The sequence below is a fragment of the Gemmatimonas sp. genome (assembly GCF_036405635.1).
Classification (GTDB): domain Bacteria; phylum Gemmatimonadota; class Gemmatimonadetes; order Gemmatimonadales; family Gemmatimonadaceae; genus Gemmatimonas.
The window spans coordinates 1-18612 of record NZ_DASWXE010000222.1 but is presented as its reverse complement, the minus strand read 5'-3'; the positions used below and the strand labels follow the sequence as shown (position 1 = coordinate 18612).

At 64.4% G+C, this 18612-nt stretch carries 15 protein-coding genes; 5 read left to right on the top strand and 10 right to left on the bottom strand.

The window, feature by feature from the left end:
- Positions 1-9: 9 nt before the first annotated feature.
- Positions 10-2160, bottom strand: coding sequence for a M28 family peptidase (locus tag VGE27_RS17515; protein WP_331050972.1), 2151 nt, complete (start codon positions 2158-2160; stop codon positions 10-12).
- 77 nt (positions 2161-2237) lie between these two features.
- Between VGE27_RS17515 and VGE27_RS17510 the strand changes: the two genes are divergently transcribed.
- Entirely contained in the window at positions 2238-2987 is a 750-nt protein-coding gene (locus tag VGE27_RS17510) for a YoaK family protein (protein ID WP_331050971.1), read from the top strand.
- Between the two features lie 53 nt (positions 2988-3040).
- On the opposite strand, the gene VGE27_RS17505 is transcribed toward VGE27_RS17510, so the two are convergent.
- From VGE27_RS17505 to VGE27_RS17480, 6 genes are all read right to left on the bottom strand, one after another.
- On the bottom strand, positions 3041-3571 hold the full coding sequence (locus VGE27_RS17505) for a fasciclin domain-containing protein (RefSeq protein WP_345788037.1): 531 nt from the start codon (positions 3569-3571) through the stop codon (positions 3041-3043).
- A 122-nt stretch (positions 3572-3693) separates the two neighbouring features.
- On the bottom strand, positions 3694-4569 hold the full coding sequence (locus tag VGE27_RS17500; RefSeq protein WP_331050969.1) for an anti-sigma factor: 876 nt from the start codon (positions 4567-4569) through the stop codon (positions 3694-3696).
- Positions 4566-5153: a sigma-70 family RNA polymerase sigma factor gene (locus VGE27_RS17495; RefSeq protein ID WP_331050968.1), complete on the bottom strand. Its 588-nt coding sequence runs from the start codon at positions 5151-5153 to the stop codon at positions 4566-4568. The genes VGE27_RS17500 and VGE27_RS17495 overlap by 4 nt, the downstream gene beginning before the upstream one ends.
- A gap of 59 nt (positions 5154-5212) precedes the next feature.
- The gene (locus VGE27_RS17490; protein WP_331050967.1) at positions 5213-5899 is read right to left on the bottom strand and encodes a ferritin-like domain-containing protein; all 687 of its coding nucleotides are present in this window, start codon (positions 5897-5899) and stop codon (positions 5213-5215) included.
- Between the two features lie 10 nt (positions 5900-5909).
- Complete coding sequence (locus VGE27_RS17485) at positions 5910-6656, bottom strand: ferritin-like domain-containing protein (protein WP_331050966.1); 747 nt, start codon at positions 6654-6656, stop codon at positions 5910-5912.
- Between the two features lie 132 nt (positions 6657-6788).
- On the bottom strand, positions 6789-8540 hold the full coding sequence (locus tag VGE27_RS17480; RefSeq protein WP_331050965.1) for an amidase: 1752 nt from the start codon (positions 8538-8540) through the stop codon (positions 6789-6791).
- Here VGE27_RS17480 and VGE27_RS17475 point away from each other — a divergent pair.
- Together VGE27_RS17475 and VGE27_RS17470 are read left to right on the top strand one after the other, a co-directional pair.
- Positions 8539-9864: an aminotransferase class V-fold PLP-dependent enzyme gene (locus VGE27_RS17475; RefSeq protein ID WP_331050964.1), complete on the top strand. Its 1326-nt coding sequence runs from the start codon at positions 8539-8541 to the stop codon at positions 9862-9864. The two genes, VGE27_RS17480 and VGE27_RS17475, sit on opposite strands and share 2 nt — an antisense overlap.
- 75 nt (positions 9865-9939) lie before the next feature.
- The gene (locus VGE27_RS17470; RefSeq protein WP_331050963.1) at positions 9940-10362 is read left to right on the top strand and encodes a DoxX family protein; all 423 of its coding nucleotides are present in this window, start codon (positions 9940-9942) and stop codon (positions 10360-10362) included.
- Positions 10363-10433: 71 nt separating this feature from the next.
- Here VGE27_RS17470 and sseA read toward each other — a convergent pair whose 3' ends face one another.
- Both sseA and VGE27_RS17460 read right to left on the bottom strand, forming a co-directional pair.
- Complete coding sequence (gene sseA / locus VGE27_RS17465; RefSeq protein WP_331050962.1) at positions 10434-11303, bottom strand: 3-mercaptopyruvate sulfurtransferase; 870 nt, start codon at positions 11301-11303, stop codon at positions 10434-10436.
- An 85-nt stretch (positions 11304-11388) separates the two neighbouring features.
- The gene (locus tag VGE27_RS17460) at positions 11389-12849 is read right to left on the bottom strand and encodes a PrsW family glutamic-type intramembrane protease (protein ID WP_331050961.1); all 1461 of its coding nucleotides are present in this window, start codon (positions 12847-12849) and stop codon (positions 11389-11391) included.
- 194 nt (positions 12850-13043) lie between these two features.
- Between VGE27_RS17460 and VGE27_RS17455 the strand changes: the two genes are divergently transcribed.
- Positions 13044-15236 (top strand): TonB-dependent receptor domain-containing protein, encoded by a 2193-nt coding sequence (locus VGE27_RS17455; RefSeq protein WP_331050960.1) that lies wholly within the window; start codon positions 13044-13046, stop codon positions 15234-15236.
- Positions 15237-15281: 45 nt separating this feature from the next.
- On the opposite strand, the gene VGE27_RS17450 is transcribed toward VGE27_RS17455, so the two are convergent.
- Positions 15282-16871: a tetratricopeptide repeat protein gene (locus VGE27_RS17450; RefSeq protein WP_331050959.1), complete on the bottom strand. Its 1590-nt coding sequence runs from the start codon at positions 16869-16871 to the stop codon at positions 15282-15284.
- Between the two features lie 186 nt (positions 16872-17057).
- Between VGE27_RS17450 and argG the strand changes: the two genes are divergently transcribed.
- On the top strand, positions 17058-18395 hold the full coding sequence (gene argG, locus VGE27_RS17445; RefSeq protein WP_331050958.1) for an argininosuccinate synthase: 1338 nt from the start codon (positions 17058-17060) through the stop codon (positions 18393-18395).
- The last annotated feature ends 217 nt before the right edge of the window (positions 18396-18612 follow it).

Here is an 18612-nt window from a genome sequence, read left to right as displayed (position 1 = left end):
ACCCCCGAACTAGCGGGTTCGTCTCACCGGACCATTCGTGAGCGTCACCGTCCCCGCCTTCTCCATGTTCTTGATGTGATCCCACACATCCTGGAGTGGCACCGGTTCGAACTGCCCGGAGATGAAGTCGCGGATATCCAGTATGGACATGCCGCGGCCCACCACCGCGTTGAGCTCACTGGTCATGTGCTGTGGGATGCGCGTCGGCGTGGGCGCCGGACGGGCACCACCACCACCACCACCACCAGGACCCGCCGGTGCCGCACCGGCGGCCGGCGGCGTGCGCTGCACCAGCGTACGGCCGGCTTCCAGCTCGAGCGCCGACATGGCAGGCTCGGTGGCGGCCACCTTCCAGTTGGCTGCGGCCATGGTGTACGTGGCCTTCACTTCGGCCTGCAGTGATGCGGCGCGTGCATCGATGAGCGGGATGTACGTGGCCGTCAGGCGCTTTTCGGCGGCGGCTGGATCGGCAAACAGCACACTCACCGACTTGATCACCGACTTCTCGATGTTGGCCTGGTGACGCACGGTGGCCTTGGCATCGGTATACGCCTGCGCGAGCTGGTCGGCGCTGGTGATGTCACCGATGTAACTCAGCCCCTTGCGCTGATTGGCCGCCATGCGCTCGGCGCCGCGGCCCAGCACATCGGCCGCTACACGGAGGGCCATGTTGTCGTCCGCCGACGCGAGTACGGTCATGGCACCCACACTGACCACGGCGGCGCGCTTGAACTGCGTCGGGTCGAGCTTGTCGGGCGTGTCCTGCGATGAGTGATACCACGGGTCCGGCCACGTATTGAAGATCACGGCCGGGATACCATGCTGCATGTACGTCGCATGATCGGACGCGCCGTAGTACTTGTCGATCTTGATGTAGAACGGATCGCGGCTGCCATTCGGCGAGAGCACATCGAGTGCGGGCGCATAGCCATTGTGGCGATAGCGCACGCGTTCACGCGTGATCTCGGAAACGAACTCCATGAAGTTCTGGCAGATGTCGTTCAGGAACGACGGGAACGAGTCGGGCGAGCGCATGAGCAACCACGTGGCGCCGGCAGTGGTGAGTCGCAGCCCCTCCATGTCGTAGTTGAGGTCCGCGATGATGCGCTTCTTCACGTCGGGATGCGCGTTGAGCCACGCATTGGTGCCCGCGATTTCCTGCACGAACAGGAAGTGAATCGTGCGCTTGGGCTTGGGCAGCTTGCCGGCCTTGATCAGCTCGATGTACGTGCGGCCCATTTCGAGAATGAGCGCTGCGCCCGAGTTGTCGTCGTTCGCGCCCTGCTTGATGAGCCCTTCGAAGATGTGCGCCGAAACGATCACGTCCTGATTGGTGCTGCCGTCGCCATCGATGGTGAGATGGATGACTTCCTGGCGGCCCGGGAACGTCTGCGATTCCACCACCGAGCGCACGGTGATCTGCTCACCGCGCTCGAGACGCACCTGCAGATCGCGCGCCTGACGCGTGGTCACCAGCCAGCCAAAGCCGGAGTTGCCACCCACCATGCCACCGGCGACGATGGCCGACGACACCATGATGTCGGGCTGCTGGATGGGACGCATGGAATTCCACGACAACACGCCCACAGCGCCGCGCTCGAACACAGCCATGCGCTGCAGCGTGTTGAGCGGCGCACTGCCCATGACGACCTTGCCCTTCACATCCTTGCCGGCAAAGTCTTCGGGGCGGCTGCCATTGCCCACGTCGATCAGCTCACCGGACACATCACCGGTGGGTGTGTTGGTGCCAAGTGCGACGGGCGTGTCGAAAATGTCGTGCAGCTTGCGCGGGCCGTTCTTTTCGGAGACCCACAGCTGTCCCTTGGACGGCTGCCACAACGCGGCCGACGGAAACGTCTCGATGTTGGCCGACGAGTAGCCGTACTGCCTGGCCATGTCCACCGTGGCGCGGCTTTCGCGGAACGGGCCGGTGGTGTATTCGGCGGCCTGACGGACGCGCTGGTAGGGCACGAATTCCATCACGTGATGCATCGCGCGCTCGCCCGATGCTTCCATGATGATGGCGCGCATCTGCTCCCAATTGAGCAGTGTGCGGTCTTCCTTCTCCTGGGCGCCCAGCGTGGGGGCGACAGCCGGCAGAAGGGTGAGTGCAAAAGCGAGCGGCAAAGCCGCTGGCAGCAACCGGATGGTGCGACGCATCGACGGGGACGTGAGTGGGACGGAGCGGGTGTTTCCCAAACCTATTCGGTCAGTGCCGGGAAGAGCTATCTTTCATCATGCCTCTCGATCTGGCCCGCCGGCTGACGGGGCGTGAGCGCACACATGCCGCCGACCGGTTGCTGGGTATGACGCTCGCCTTCGTGGCGGGTGCGACCAACGCCGGCGCCTTTCTGGCGGTGCGCCAGTACACGTCGCACATGACGGGCATTCTCTCGTCGCTCGCCGACGCCGTGGTGTTGCGCGCGTGGGCGGTGGCGCTCAGTGCGGTCGGGGCGCTGGTGTCGTTTCTGGTGGGCGCCGCGGTGTGCGCACTGCTCGTGAACTTCGGCCATCGTCGGCAGTGGCGCAGCGTCTATGCCACGCCGTTGCTCCTCGAGGCGCTGCTGATGTTGCTTTTCGGTGTGCTCGGTGCACGCCTGGCGCACATTGCGGGGCTTTTCGTCCCGCTCACCATCATGCTGCTGTGTTTCATGATGGGGCTGCAGAATGCGGTGATCACCAAGATTTCCCGCTCGGTCATCCGCACCACCCACGTGACCGGCATGGTGACGGACCTGGGCATCGAACTGGGACGCTTGTTGTATATGAATGCGCCCGATGCCGGATTGCTTCCCGTGCGCGCCGATCGGACGCGCATGCGTCTGCTGGCATCACTACTGCTGGCATTCTTCCTGGGCGGTGTGCTGGGCGCCATCGGATTTCAGCGTCTTGGCTATGCGGCGACCATCCCGCTTGCCATCACGCTCGGTGCACTGAGCGTGGTGCCGGCGTTCGATGATCTCACGGCGTCCTGGCAGGAGCACTGAGGGCGGCAGCATTTCGCTGCCGCCCTCAGGCGCTTCTCCCACGACGCGGGCGGTTACATCTTCGGCATCAGCACGTGGTCGATCACGTGAATCACACCGTTCGACTGACGCACGTCGTAGGTGGAGATGTGCGCCGTGTTGCCCGCTTCATCCATGACCACGAGGTTGCGCGGTCCGTTCATGCTCACGGTGAGCTGTCCGCCCGCCACCGTCTTGAGCATCGCCTTGCCGCCACCGGCCTTCACCTTCGCTTCCAGTGCGGCAGCGTCCAGGGTGCCAGGCACCACATGGTACGTGAGTATGCCGGTGAGCTTGGCCTTGTTCTTCGGCTCGAGCAGCATGTCCACCGTGCCTGCGGGCAGCGCAGCGAATGCCGCATTCACCGGTGCGAATACGGTGAACGGTCCCTTGCTCTTGAGGGTCTCCACCAGACCCGCCGCCTTCACCGCGGCCACGAGTGTGGTGTGATCCTTGGAGTTGACGGCGTTGTCGACGATGTCCTTGGAGGGATACATCGCCATGCCGCCGACCATCACGGTCCCCTGCGCGGAAAGCGGTGCGCTCAGCAGCATGAGCGCGGTCATGGCAACAGCAACGTGTTTCATGAAGAAGCTCCGGTACGAGTGGTTGTTGGTGCGAACCTGTACCGGAGCTACGTCGAACATCGATGGTCGGATTTCTTCCGAGATGATCGTGATGTGCGGGGCTATTGCGATCGTGTGGAGACGGTGCCCACGAGGAACGGCTGTGTGGTGGGCAACTTCGATCCGCCTGCGGGTTCTTCGGTCACGGCAACAGCGGTGACACCCGTTGTGGACTGCGGCAACTCGATATCGAACAGTGTGGTGCTGCCATCGCCATCCGGCGTGAACACGCGCGACGGCACGGGTTGGCCATCGCGGATGAGCCACAGCTGATAGGCACGTCCCTGTGCGGTCTGCGGCAGACGGAATGCGTGCAACACACCGCGTCCGTCCTTCACATTCCAGAAGAACTGCATGCCAGGACCGGTGGCATTGGGTACACCCATGTTCACCACCAGCAGCGCATCACCACCACCCAGCAGCGTACGGAGCACGGCCTCCTTCTCGGCCAGCGCCTGATCCCGCTCGGCGATGGTCGACTGTCCCTTGGTGTACGCGAGCCGCGCGGCGTCGAGTTCGTTGCGCAGCGACGCCTGGGAGCGCACCAGCACGACCACCGTAGCGGCCAGCGCCGCCGTGACCAGCAGCGGCGCGACACGACGCCACAGGGGGCGTCGCGCAGACGGACGATGCGTTGACCGATGCTGCAGGCGATCTCCCGACGACGCAGCCATCGCAGGCGCCGCATCAGTCGGTGGCGCATCCGGGTCTGCCGTCGCCAGCCGCTGCAGGAAGCGATCGCGCAGCCCAGGGGCTGGCATGACAGTCTCCGATGTGCCCAGCGTATGAACGGTCTTCACGAACGTATCCAGTTCGGCGTGCAGTTCCGGGAAGCGCTGCAACGCGTCGAGCATGGCCTGCCGTTCGGGCGGGTCCAGCGCGTCGAGTGCAAACGCGGGCAGGAGTGCGCGCGCGTCGTCGATGGTGAATGGCGTCACGATTGGCCTCCCAGAGCGAGAGGGCCGAGGGTGTCGCGAAGTCTCATCATTCCCAGCCGAATGCGTGTCTTGATCGTGCCGAGCGGTTCCATCAGTCGTGTCGCAATTTCGGCATGCGTAAGGCCTTCGTAAAAGGCCATCTCGATCACGCAGCGCTGTTTGTCCGAAAGCTGGGCCATGGCGCGGCGGACCGCGGCCCCTTCTTCCGCGTGTTCGAGCACCGAATCGGCCAACGGCGTGCTGGTGATCATGGGCTCATCCACCTGCCGTAGTTGGGCGGCATCGGTGGCGTGCTGTCGTCGCACGCGCGCCCGCACGAGGTCGAGTGCGCGGGAACGGGCGATGGTGGTCAGCCACCCTGCAACTGTGGCGCGACTGGCATCATATCGATGCGCATCGCGCCACGCTTGCATGAACGTATCGAGGACGACTTCTTCGGCGTCCGGTTGTTGACCGCAGATACGCAGGGCCAGTGCGAGCAGCATGGGGCTGTACATGTCATACAGCGCCGCAGCGGCTTCCTGCTCGCCGCGGCGCATCCCCTCCAGCAAGGCACCTTCGCGTGCGGTACGGAGATCGGTCATGTATGTGAAGCGCTCGATGCGCTGCCGATGCGGACACGCATCGGCAACGAGAGTGGCGGTCAGGGAAGGAACGGCAGGATGATCGCAGTGACCTGTTCCTTCGTCAGTGGCTCGTCGAAGGCTTCAGATCCACCCGTCGCTCCCCCAAAAGTGCTGGCATTGGGAAGCGACGCAATGGCGACCCCGCCCTGTGTCAGTGTATCCTCGCCATCATAGATGCCCTGCGTGAAGGCGGGAAGGTCGTCACGGCTGTTACCCGTGATCCATCCTTTCTTTCCACGCAGCCTCCGCACCTCGGCGGCGTGCCGCGCTTCGACGCTGTGAATGGCCAGGGCCGCGTTGAGCACACCTTTCTCAGTCATGAGACGACCGACTTGCCCCTTGTAGGCGCGCACGCCGGTGTCCTCGAAGGCCATGGCCAGCGCCTTGAACGTTTCGTACTGTGTGGCGCCGAAGTTGAAGCCGGGCAACGCGCCCTTGGCCGTGTAGTCGAACGTCGGCTTGGCCACGGGTGTGGCCCCACGCGCAGTGATGAGTCCCTGCAGCGCTGTCACGTGCGTGGTTTCATGATCACGGATGGTGCCGAACAGGACGCGGTCTTCCGTGGGAATGAGACCCGACGCCGCCATGCCGCGCGTATAGAAGTCGGCTTCGAGATGCTCGAGCAGCAGCGCAAACTGGAGGACATCCAGCACGTCCGCAGGATCGGCTGCCAGCATCGCGCTCTTGGTCGAATAGATGGGCATGGTTCGATCCTCAGCCGTTGTTGTTGGGACCCTGCACAAACGCCGTCGGGGCGTTGGCAAAGGCCAGCTTGTCCACCACGAAGCCCTGCGCCGCGGCCGCCACCTTGCCCGGGCTGAACACATCGTCGAACGCCGACGGCGAGAAGGCGTTGGTCTTTGGCGAGATCAGGTCGCGAATGGCCGAGGCATGCCGTGCTTCCACCGACACGATCTTGCCGGCGATGGTGAGGTTCGCGGCATTGGTGAGGTACTGGCCGGCGCCATTGTACGCGGCGACACCCAGGTCCTCGAATGTGCGCGCGGCATTCAACACCGACGTGCGGTCTTCGAAGTTGATGTTCGGATACGTCGCGGTGAGCGTGAAGCCGTTGGTGGCGCCGAGTGCCGCCTTGAGAAACTCGCGGTGCGCGATCTCGTGGTTGCGGATATCGGTGAGCAACGTGCGCTCAGCGGTGGGGATGTTCGAGCTGCTGAAGCGGTCGACGACGCGTGTATAGAAGTCAGCCTCCAGTTGCTCGAGCGCATACGCGAACTGCAGCACCGCGATGTCGCCCTTGGAGAAATCGATCGTGAGCGTGTTGCCACCGCCCGGGGTCGGGCCGGTCATGCCGTCGTTGTCATCCGAGCATGCGGCGAGCATGCTGGGCAGAAAAACGGCGGTCCCGCCCAGTGCCATCAGCCGCAGCATGTCCCGGCGCGTGCGCGGAGTGGCGAGCAGGCCGGCGTCGGCGATGTGCATTGCAGGACGTTGAGCCATGGAATCCTCCAGACATGGAGTGTTTGGTCGTACGGACCCATGGCTACGCCGATCGCTCACCGGCTGGATTCATCACATTTTGCCGCATTGCCGCGGATTGTGTGCCGCCCGTCACCCTGATGGCAATGTCGATCAGGCCGGCGGCGCCACGAACCGCTTCGATGCTTGCTCGTATGCATGAGCCAGCGACAGCAGTCGTGCATCGCTGCCCGGCAATCCGACAAAGGAGATGTTTCCTGTCGGCATACCCAGTGCATCGTAGCCTGCGGGTACCGACACCTCGGGCAGCCCCAGCGCATTGCCGTAGCCCAGCGTGGTGCGCACATCGGGCCAACGATCGCTCGCCAATGGGGCGCCAAACGGCATCGTGGGATACACCATCACATCGAGGCGTTGAGCCGACATCGCCGCTGCGAGCTCGGCGACCAACGTATCCCGTGAGCGCAAAAACGATCGACTGGCGGCGTCCTGTTCGTATGGCTGCTCCATGAGCGTTGCCATCGCATCCCATGTGGACGGCAATACATCATAGAACGCGCGAAAGGCCGTGTGCCCGCGGCGCACCATCGCCCGGGCATCGTCCATCGAGCCACCCTGCGCTGCCACCTGACCCGTGAAGTAGCGCAGCAGCGCATTGGCGGTTGGTGCCGGCGCATTGTCGTTTGGCACGACATCACCACGCGCTTTGGACGCGGCATTCAGAAGCTCGCGCACATTGGCACGATGCACCGGCGCGTTGAACGGCTCCACGATTGCACCCGCGGTGCTGCAATCGGCAATGGCCTGATCGAAGACACGCACCGCGTCGGAGGTCATCTGCGTGCGCGGCACATGAAACTCCACCAACCCCAGGCGCGCACCACGCAATGCATCGGCACGCAGTGCCGCGAGTGCGCCGCGCGTATATGGCGTCGTGCGCGCGAGACCGTCCGTGGTATCCGGACCGGCAATGGCATCGAGCATGAGCGCCGCATCAGCCACCGAACGTGCGAGGGGGCCGTGCGTGTCGAGCACCGGCCAGGTGGGAATCACACCGGTGCGTGGCACGAGGCCGAACGTGGGCTTCACACCCACCACGCCGGTGAACTGCGCCGGAATACGATTCGATCCACCGTCGTCGGTGCCCAGCGCGGCGAACGCGCCGCCACACGCCACCACCACGGCCGATCCTGCACTCGAACCACCGGGCGTGCGTTGCCCCGCGCGGTCGTGCGGATTGCGCACTTGGCCACTCAGTGAGCTCGTGCCGTTGCCGCGGTACGCAAAATCATCGGCCACGGTCTTGCCAAGCAACACGGCGCCGGCGGCGCGCAGCCGTTGCACCTCGAGAGCGTCCCGCTGCACCAACTGCGGAAAGAGCTGCGCCCATGCCGCGCTCGAGGCCGTGGTAGGTAGCCCCTTCATGTCATAGATGGACTTGGCGAAGAGCGGCACGCCATCCAGCGCGCCGCGCAGCGCCTTCTGCCGCAGTCGGGCGTCCGATGCACGCGCTTCGTCCAGTGCCGAATCCGCCAGCAGGTCCACGGCATGGTACGTCGTGCCCAGCGCCCTGGCCCGCTCGAGCGCCCGGGTGGTGATCTCCGCCGCCGTATAGCCGCCGCGCACACGACCCGCCTGGTAGGCAGCGATGGTACCACGCAGGGGATCGTCCTGCGCGTCCGATGCGCTCACATCACCTGCCAACAGCGCCATGAATCGCTCCACGGCATGCGGTCCCTGGGCCGGTAGCGCTGACAGGCCAAACAGGGCGCCCAGCTGGGCCAGGGTATCTCGACGGGAAAGAGCCATGTGCATACGTGAACCCACGATCGCACTCGCGTAAAGGCCGACCGCCGCATTGGCGAGTATTGCCGAGCTGCGCGCCAATCCCGAGAATTGCGTCATGCCACAGAATCCACACACAGCCCATAGCGCACAGCCCACGGCGGACATCGGCCGCCGCGAAATGCTCGGCGTGTTGGGTGGCGCCGCTCTCTCGCCATGGATCGGTGGGGCGTCGGCCGGCCGCCACGATCACGCGCCGCTGGTCGCTGTGATGCCCAGCCAGCCGCCGACATTTCCCCGCAAAGCCGACTTTGCCATTGAGGACGGCGCGACCTACCTCAACGCGGCGTATACACATCCCATTCCGCGCGTGTCCGTGGACGCTGCGCGCGTGGCGGCTGAAAAACGTGGCCTGATGCGCGGCGCCATTCCGGCGCCCAGTGGCGCGCCCACACCGCGTGCGCTGTTTGCGCAGCTCATCAACGCCAAGCCCACCGAGATCGCGCATGTCTCCAGCACCAGTGCCGGCGAAAATCTGGTAGTTCGTGCGCTCGAACTCGATCACCGACGCGATGGCAATGTGGTGACCGACGGTCTGCACTTCGAAGGTGCGCTCATGAATCTCAATGAGCTCAAGAAGCGCGGACTCGATGTGCGGGTGGCGCGCCCCACTGCCGATGCACGCATCGATCTGCACGATCTCGAGCGTCTCATCGATCGCAACACCAAGCTGGTGGAGATCACGGCCACCGCGATGTACAACGGCTTCCAGCATGATCTCAAGGCCGTAGCCGACATGGCCCATGCGCACGGTGCGCTGGTCTATGTGGACATCGTACACGCCGCGGGCGCCGAGCCGTTGGATATTCACGCCAGCGGCATCGACTTCGCAGCGTGTTCGAGCTTCAAGTGGCTGATGGGCGACTTCGGGCTGGGCTTTCTCTATGCACGGGAGGCCATCTGGGATCGCCTCACCAGGCCGGTGCACAGCTACTATCAGGCATCGGCCATCGATCAGCATGTGCCGCCGTACATGCCTGCTGGCGAATACAACGCCGTCACGTACGGGTTTGCGCGTAGTGCCGCGGGCTTCTTCGAGATGGGTTCACTCACCGGCAGCAGTGAAGTCGGTGTGGCGCTGCTCGCGAGTTCACTCACGTATGTGCAGGCCTTGGGTGTGGCCAACATTCAGGCGCATCGTCTGCCGCTTATTCGCCGGCTGCAACAGGAAATGCCACGCCTCGGCTATCGCGCCATGACACCATCCAATACAACGGGCGGCATTGTCACCTTCGCGAAACAAGGGCTCATGGAAAGCGATGTGCCCAAGCGCCTGGCGGCGGCGAAGATCAACGTACGACTTGCGCCGCACTGGTTGCGCATCTCACCATCGGTGTACAATGACATGGCCGACATCGAACGCTTGTTGAATGCGTTGAGCTAGCAGCAGTCAGCGTCCAGCGTTTCCGCTCTTATTAGGTATTCATACGTAGTCACACCCACTCCAGCGAGATCACCTATGTCGCGTGTGCGTTCCCTGCTCCGTCTCGAAGCGGTTGCCCTGCAGCCCGATCTCGCACTGTTGCTGTTGCGTGTGTGGTTCGGCCTGTCGTTGTGTGTGCTGCATGGCTGGGGCAAGATCGCCCGCCTGTCGGCAGACCCGGTGCAGTTCGCCGATCCGTTCGGACTTGGCGCGGGTCCGTCGCTCGCACTGGCCACGGCGGCCGAAGTGATTGGCGCATTGCTCGTCGTGGTCGGACTGGCCACGCGTTGGGCCGCACTGAGCGTGATCATCACGATGGCCACGGCATTCTTCTTCGCACATGGTGGCAAGCTCACCGGCGAAGGCAACGGCGAAATGCCGTTCCTGTTCCTCGGTGCATTTGCGGCCATCTTCCTGGCCGGCCCGGGACGCTTCAGCGTGGACGCCCAGATCAAGTGACACCTGTGCAACGGGGCCCATGAAAGGGCCCCGTGAAAACATGTGCAAGTGTGCCGACCGGCAGTGCGCGTTTATCGCGCGCTGCCGGTTTCCACAGGGGTGTCCTGCTGGCTGCCCCATTCGGTCCAGCTGCCATCATACACGGCCACCTGCTTCGCGCCGGCCACTTCGAGGCCCAGGGCCACGGCGCACGCCGTGATGCCGCTGCCACAACTGCACACGATGGGCGCATCGAGATTGAGCCCCGCATCGGCAAACCGTGCACGCAGGGCATCGGGCGACAGCATTTCACCGTTCGCCTGCACCAGTGATGCATAGTGCGCGTTCTTCGCACCCGGAATGTGCCCGCCACGCACACCGGCCCGCGGCTCCGCTTCTTCGGCACTGAATCGGCCCGGCGAACGTGCATCCACCACCTGTTCGGCGTGCGAGTCCACATTGGCACGCATGCTGGTGATATCGCGCCACCGCGCTGCGTCGAGTTGTGGCACGAAGGTGGTTGCCGCAATCGATGGCGCCTCGCTGCTCACCGCACGTCCTTCGGCGCGCCACTTGACGAAGCCGCCGTCGAGCACCGCGACAGACTCGTGCCCCAGTGCGCGCAGCATGTACCACAAGCGCGGCGCACTGAAATGCTGCCCCGATCCATCGTACACCACCACGGCGTGGGCATTGCCAATGCCCAACGCTCCAAGCTTGCTGGCCAGCACATCGGGCGATGGCAAGGTGTGCGGGTACGGCGCCTTCTCGTCGCTCAACCAGTCGATGTCGGCATAGACGGCGCCGGGAATGTGCGCGGTGCCGAAGTCTTCACCGCCTTTCCGGCCCGAGGCGGCCATGTACCAGCTCGCGTCCACCACGCGAAGCAGCGGATGATCGAGGTGTTCGGCGAGCCAGTCGGTGCTCACCAGCGGGGTCGGAAGCGAGAGCGATGAGGTCATGACCTGAAGCAACGTCGGGAGACGCCGGTCTTCAAGACGCACCCGCAAGACGCGTCGGCAACACGCTTATCGGACGCGCACCCATCTACGCGATCGCGCCACCGCTGTGTGCACCGCCCATCGCCGCCGAGATGGGGATCACCTGCGCCTCCATCTGTCCAGACCGCCGGATCGCCTCCTGGGCCTGCGCTTCGCGCACCTGCCTGAGGCCACTCTGGATCATGCCGAGCACCAGCAGCCAGGTGGCCGCTCCGAGCACCAGGAACTTGCCGTAGTAGCCCACGATGGGCAGCGCAAAGTCGGCGTTCCACAGCATGTGCAGCACCATGGTCACGCCCAGCACACGCAGAAATCGCACGTCGCCGAACATGGCGCGATCAAACGGCTTGTCCTCGCGCACACGCCACAGTGCCGCGCCGGTGAGTCCGGTCCACAGCACGTGACCACCCAGCAGTGTGAGCACGCCGCGACTCATGATGGTGTCGCGCATGGCCACGTCGCCGCCGGGACCGAGAGCCGCGCGCAGCGCATACCCCGCCGACTCGAAGATCGCGAAGCCCGCGCCCACCGTGGCGCCCAGCAGCAAGCCGTTGAGTGTCCAGCGGAATCGTTTGTCGCGCACCACCAAGAGGAGCGTGAGCACCTTGCCCGTTTCTTCGACGATGCCGGCGCTGGCCGCTCCCAGCCAATTGGACAGGCTCTCCGTCATGTCGAAGAGGAACAACGACACGATGATGGACACGAGTCCGCCGGTGAACAGCAACCGGATCACCTGATACAGCGACACGTTGCGTGGGACATTCACTTCGAAGAAGAACAGCAGCAGCGACAGCGGAATGGCCACCGAGCCGATCATGATCAGCCCGGGAATGAGATTCACGTTGTGGAAACGATCCCACGCGAAGAGAAATCCCCAGTAGAGCACCAGCGACAGGATGCACACGCGGACGAACACCCACGGGCGCGGCCAGCGACTGTCGATCTCACCGAGTTGTGGTGTGGTGAGCGCAGTACCGACGGTGAAGTTGGCTTCGATCTCGCTGTCTTCGTGCTTCTTGGTGACATCGGCGAACATCTCCCGCGCGCTCCACTCACCGGGCTTTTCGATGCCGGCGGCATTCGACAGGTGATCGCCCATGCGATTCACGAAGTCGAACACGGAAACGGGTGTGGCCGTGATGTGCACTTCCCACAACGAGCGCCCGATGCGCACCTGCTGTCTGCCCCGCGCGACCACGGTGGATGCGGAGTGTCCATCGATGTAGAGCGGCAGCGTGCCCAGTGCGTCGATACGCACCTGTTGCCCATCGAGGCGAATACGGGCGAACGCTCCCACCACTTCGGGATCATCGCTGAGTACGGCGCAGTCGGCTGACGTGCCGAGTTGCACCGGTGTGGCGCCCACGAGGATGCGTTTGTGGAGGTCGGGGCCGGCGATGCAGACCAACAGGTGTGTGCCGGACACGGCGCGCGGTGCGCCGGTGCCGGACGATTGATGTCCCGGGGCTGCGTTCCCGCCGGCCGCGGAGGCGTCGAAGGGATCCATGCCCTCGATCCTGCAGCCTGCGGGCTGCACCGGCAAGTCGGTGTCTGGTCCACTCTCGGTATTCCCAACCCCGGGAAATACTCAAGCCAACTCCGCAATAATCCCGACTTGAACAGTCGGTGATTGGATGTTTAAGTGCGGAGGTATTTCTTGAGAATTCGTCTCAAGTAGCGAACCGAGAACCCGCCCCTCTCGTGTACAACTCTCCACGCACCCGCGCCGCGGCCGTTCTGGCCGCGACTCTTCTCACGCCTGCTCTGGCCTCCGCCCAGCAGCAGGATACGACGTCCCGCCCGGCCCAATCCCTGTCGCAGGTCGTCGTTTCAGCGTCAGGATCAGCACAGCAGCGCGTCAGTGCACCAGCATCCATCACGGTTCTGTCCCGTGAAGAGATGCTCCGCCAACGCAACGCCAGCCTGGCCGAGGCCCTCCGCAGCATCGAAGGCGTCGACGTGGGAGACACGCAGGGCAAGACCGGTGGTCTCAACATCAGCATTCGCGGCATGCCCAGCGATTACACGCTGATCCTGATCGACGGCCGCCGCCAGAACACCGCCGGATCCATCACCCCCAACGGCTTCGGCGAAACGTCCACCAGCTTCCTGCCGCCGGTTTCGTCCATCGAGCGCATCGAAATCATCCGCGGTCCGATGGCCACCTTGTACGGATCCGATGCCATGGGCGGCGTGATCAACATCATCACCCGCAAGGTCGCCCGTCGCTGGGAAGGCTCGATGACCTCCGATGCCACGCTCCAGCAAACGGAAGGCTTCGGCAACATCTACGGCTCCACCCTGTACGCCACCGGTCCGCTGGTCGCCAACAAGGTGAACCTCGCTCTCCGTGGCAGCTTCACGGGTCGCGCCGAATCCAAGCTGCAGCCCACCGGCGAAGTGGGCGCCACCACCGCGATCAGCACGCGTGGTCCGAGCCCCGTCGGCTCCAACGTGCACACCATCGGCGGGCGCCTCACCTGGCTGCCCACCTCGCGTCACGAGGTCTCCTTCGACGTGGACGTGGCCCGTCAGAGCTACGACAACGACCAGGCGCAGCTCGGCACGCTCGATCGCCCGGACCTCTCGCCGCCGACGTTCAACGGCTACGCGTCGTCGATGCACTTCAATCGCGATCAGATGGCGCTCTCGCACAACTGGCGCCTGGGTCGTGGTCGCCTCGAGTCGAGCCTGATGCGCAACTTCACCAACACCATCGGCCGCACGTTGCCGAGTGGCACGCCGGGCGGCCCGCCGGGGAGTGGGGTGCCCAACAAGCCGGCCGGTGCGCCGCGCACGCTCGAGTCCACCAGCAATGTGCTCGACACGCGCTACGTGACAGTGCTCGGCAGCCACCTGCTCACCGTGGGCGGTCAGTTCTGGGATGCCAGGATGGTGGACGGTGTGGCGCTCGATCCGTTCGAGCAGCGTCAGTGGTCGGTGTTCGCCGAAGATCAGTGGTCGCTGCCGGGCAATGTGGCGCTGACGCTCGGTGTGCGCCGCGATGAACACGACGCGTTCGGTCAGCACACATCGCCGCGTGCCTACGCGGTATGGAAGGCGCTGCCCAGGCTCAGCGTGAAGACGGGTGTGAGCGCGGGCTACAAGACGCCGCGTCTCGAGCAGCTGGTGGACGGCATCATCGGCTTCACGGCGCAGGGTCGCACGGCGTCGATCGGCTCACCGGGACTGCGTCCCGAAACGAGCGTCAGCAGCGAGTTCGGTCTGTACTACCAGGGCGGCAATGGCTTCGACGCGAGTGTGTCGGCGTTCAACAACGAATTCCGCGACAAGATCACGTCGGGCACGCCCATCGCGAACTGCACGTTCGCCGGTGCGCCGAACCTGCCGGGGTGCGTGAACTACGGCAGCTTCCCCACGCAGGAAACGTTTGGCCAGAGTACCAACGTCGACAAGGCTGTGACGCGTGGGATCGAAATGAACGTGCGCGCGCCGCTCGTGTCGGGCTGGGCGCTGACCACGAACTACACGCACACCAGCAGCGAACAGCTCAGCGGCCCGAACAATGGCTTCCCATTGGGCAACACGCCCAAGCACATGGTGAATGGCCGCGTGTTCGGTGCGATCGGCAGCCGTCTCGATGGCTGGGTGAGTGGGGAATACCGCAGCTCGCGGACGCGCCGCATGTCGGCCGGCGCAAATCCTGCCGCCGATGCGCTGGGCGACTTCCGCGCCTACAGCCTGTTTCACCTGGGCGGCTCGGTGCGCGTGATGCGGCAGCTCAGCTTGCGGGCGTCGGTGAACAACCTGCTCGATACCGACTTCCTGGAATACGCGGCGTATCGCAGCGGCACGCAGACGCTCTACACGAACCTGTACAACAACCACCAGGAAGGACGTCGTCTGTGGTTGTCCACGACGATCGAGTTCTGATCTGATCGTCGCGTCATGATGCCGCGACGACGTGGTGATGTGCCGTCAGCCCTGTGGCGACCCGGGCCAGAGGTCGCCATAGAGCTGCGGTCCACAACTCTGGCAGATACTGTGGCTGAACGTCGCGTTCGAACGTTCAGCCACAAATGTTTCCACGGTCTCCCAATACCCCCGATCGTCGCGCACTTTCTTGCAGTTGGCGCAGATCGGAATGAGACCGGATAGCGTGCGCACTTCGCTGACGGCGTTGCGCAGCTCCTCGTTCACCGTGGCCAGTTCGGCGTTGGCCGCCTTGAGGGCGGATGCGCGCGCGCGTTCGCGCCGCTGGGTGTACACCAGCATGAGCAGCAACGCGGACACCAGCGCGAGAATGACACTGCCCATGATCACGGTGCTGCGCTGCCGTGAGATGACCACCTGCTGTTCCACGCCGCGGGCCTGCAGTTGCACATTGGCCTGCAGCGCCGCGTCGGTTTCGGCGCGGGCTTCGCGCGACGCGATACGCAGCGCGGCGTCCTGGTCGAAGATGGTGTCCCGCAACACGCGATACGCGCGCAGGTAGCCCACGGCCGCGCGGGCATTGCCTGAGCCGTATTCGAGTTCGGAGAGATGGTCGAGCGCCGCCAGCGCGATGATGCGCTGCCCTACAATGCGTGAAAGGGCCAGCGATTCCGTGAACTGCGTGCGGGCCTTGGTGGGATTGCCCATGCGCACGCTCGCTTCGCCCAACAGCAGCAGGGCGCGTGCCTTGGCACGGTCGCTGTGGCGATCGTTGGCCGATGTGAGCACCGAGTCGAGAATGACGAGGGATTCGGATGCCCGTCCCTCACGCAGCAACAGGGCGCCCGTGCTGGTGGCGTTGAATTCCCAGCTCTCCACCGAGTCGGCGCGCGAGGTGCGGCCATGTGGCATCGCGTAGGCGCCGATGGACTGATCGATGAGCTGACGCGCCTCGGCCAGATTGCCGCGGTCGATCTCCAGCATGGCGAGGCTGTTGAGCGCATAACCCAGCGCCGCCGCGCCGTTGGGGACGCGTTCCGCTACCCGCGTGGCTTCCTGCAAGGTCACGCGGGCCCGATCGAGCTGGCCCCAGTCGTGGTACACCTTGCCGATGTTGGTCAGCGTGCGCGCGAGCCCCATGCTGTCACGCGAAACGCGGCGAATACGCAACGCCTGCACGAAGGCCTCGAGCGCGGGTTCGTAGATGCCGAGCTGGTAGTACGAGGCACCGAGGCCGTTGTAGACGCGGGCCAGTTCGGTGGGATCGTCGAGGCGCCTGCGCACGACGAGCGCCGAATCGAGGTAGACGAGGGCGCTGTCGTAGAGATTGCGGGCCCAGAACGTGATGCCAAGCCGGTAGCGGGCATTGGCTAGTGTGACTGAGTCGTTGCCCTGTGCGGCGAGCACCGCGGCTTCCCGGTAGAGCCGCATGGCGGGCACGGGCTGGTCCCGCTCCATGGACTCGCCGAGCCGGAACACGGAATCCGCCTGACGGGATCGCGGTTTGGGCGGCAGGGTGCCCGCCGCGCGGGTGGGTGCCTGACCGGCGGTGCCCGCAGGCGAGGCCACGGACGTCCCCGACGCCTGTGCCCAGCCGGACCCGGGAAGGGACAGCGTCAACACGACAGACAGCATCAGGGCGGCGGCCGGCAGCTGCCCAACGCAGCGCCACGCACGTCCACCCCGGAAAAACGCGGGATGTACCATGGTTGAATGTATGACGGGGCCTGGGCCATTTGGCACAGTGCCTCCCTGGGCCAAGTGACGGTGATAACTTTCGAGGCTGTTCCGCGAGCTCACTGAACGTCCCGAGAACTTCCCGTGGCCAACATCCTCCAGCGTCTCCCTGTCGGCGAAAAGGTCGGCATCGCTTTCTCCGGTGGTCTCGACACCAGCGCCGCGCTCCACTGGATGCGCGCGAAGGGTGCGGTTCCCTACGCATACACCGCCAACCTCGGCCAGCCGGACGAGTCCGACTACGACGAGATCCCGCGCAAGGCGATGGCCTACGGCGCGGAGAAGGCGCGCCTCATCGAGTGCCGTTCACAGCTGGTGGCCGAAGGATTGGCGGCGCTGCAGTGCGGCGCATTCCATGTGAGCACGGCGGGACAGACGTACTTCAACACGACGCCGCTGGGTCGCGCGGTCACGGGCACGATGCTCGTGGCGGCGATGCGTGAAGACGACGTCAACATCTGGGGTGACGGCAGCACGTTCAAGGGCAACGACATCGAGCGATTCTATCGCTATGGTCTGCTCACGAACCCGAACCTGCGCGTGTACAAGCCGTGGCTCGATCAGCAGTTCATCGACGAGCTGGGCGGCCGCACGGAGATGGCGGAGTACCTCATCGCGTCGGGCTTCGAATACAAGATGTCGGTGGAGAAGGCGTATTCCACCGACTCCAACATCCTCGGCGCGACACACGAGGCGAAGGATCTCGAGTTCCTGAACAAGGGCATGCACATCGTGCACCCGATCATGGGTGTGGCGTTCTGGCGCGACGATGTGAAGGTCGAGAAGGAGACGGTCACCATCCGCTTCGAGGAAGGGTACCCGGTCTCGATCAATGGCCGCGAGTTCGGCAGCGCGCTGGATCTGTTCACCGAGGCGAACGTGATCGGTGGTCGTCATGGACTTGGCATGTCCGACCAGATCGAGAATCGCATCATCGAGGCGAAGAGCCGTGGCATCTACGAGGCTCCGGGCCTGGCGCTGCTGTTCATCGCGTACGAGCGCCTGGTGACGGGCATCCACAACGAAGACACGATCGAGCAGTACCGCATCAACGGCAAGAAGCTCGGTCGTCTGCTGTACCAGGGGCGCTGGCTCGACCCGCAGTCGCTGATGCTCCGTGAAAGCGCGCAGCGCTGGGTGGCCAAGGCCGTCACGGGTGAAGTGACCGTCGAGCTGCGTCGTGGCAACGACTATTCTATCATGGACACGTCGAGCCCGAACCTCACGTACAAGCCCGAGCGCCTGACGATGGAGAAGGGGCAGGAATACTTCTCCCCACTCGACCGCATCGGCCAGCTCACGATGCGCAACCTCGACATCATCGACACGCGCGAAAAGCTTGCCGTCTACGTCTCCGCTGGCCTTCTGCAGGGCAGCGCCAAGACCGGCGTGCCGCAGCTCCCGAGCGGCAGCGACGAGTAAACCAACGCCTTTGCGTTGTGATGAAGCCCGGTGCGTCCAAATGGTGACGCACCGGGCTTCGTGCTTTGATAGATCTGTGCATCGAGCGGCAATTGCACAGAAACAGCGGGGGGAACACAGACAGCACAGAAACAAAGCAGAAAGCGCAGATACAACAAACAGAAAAATTTATGAACAGCGGTAGTGCAGGCCCGACTGCATCTGTGCCATCTGCTTT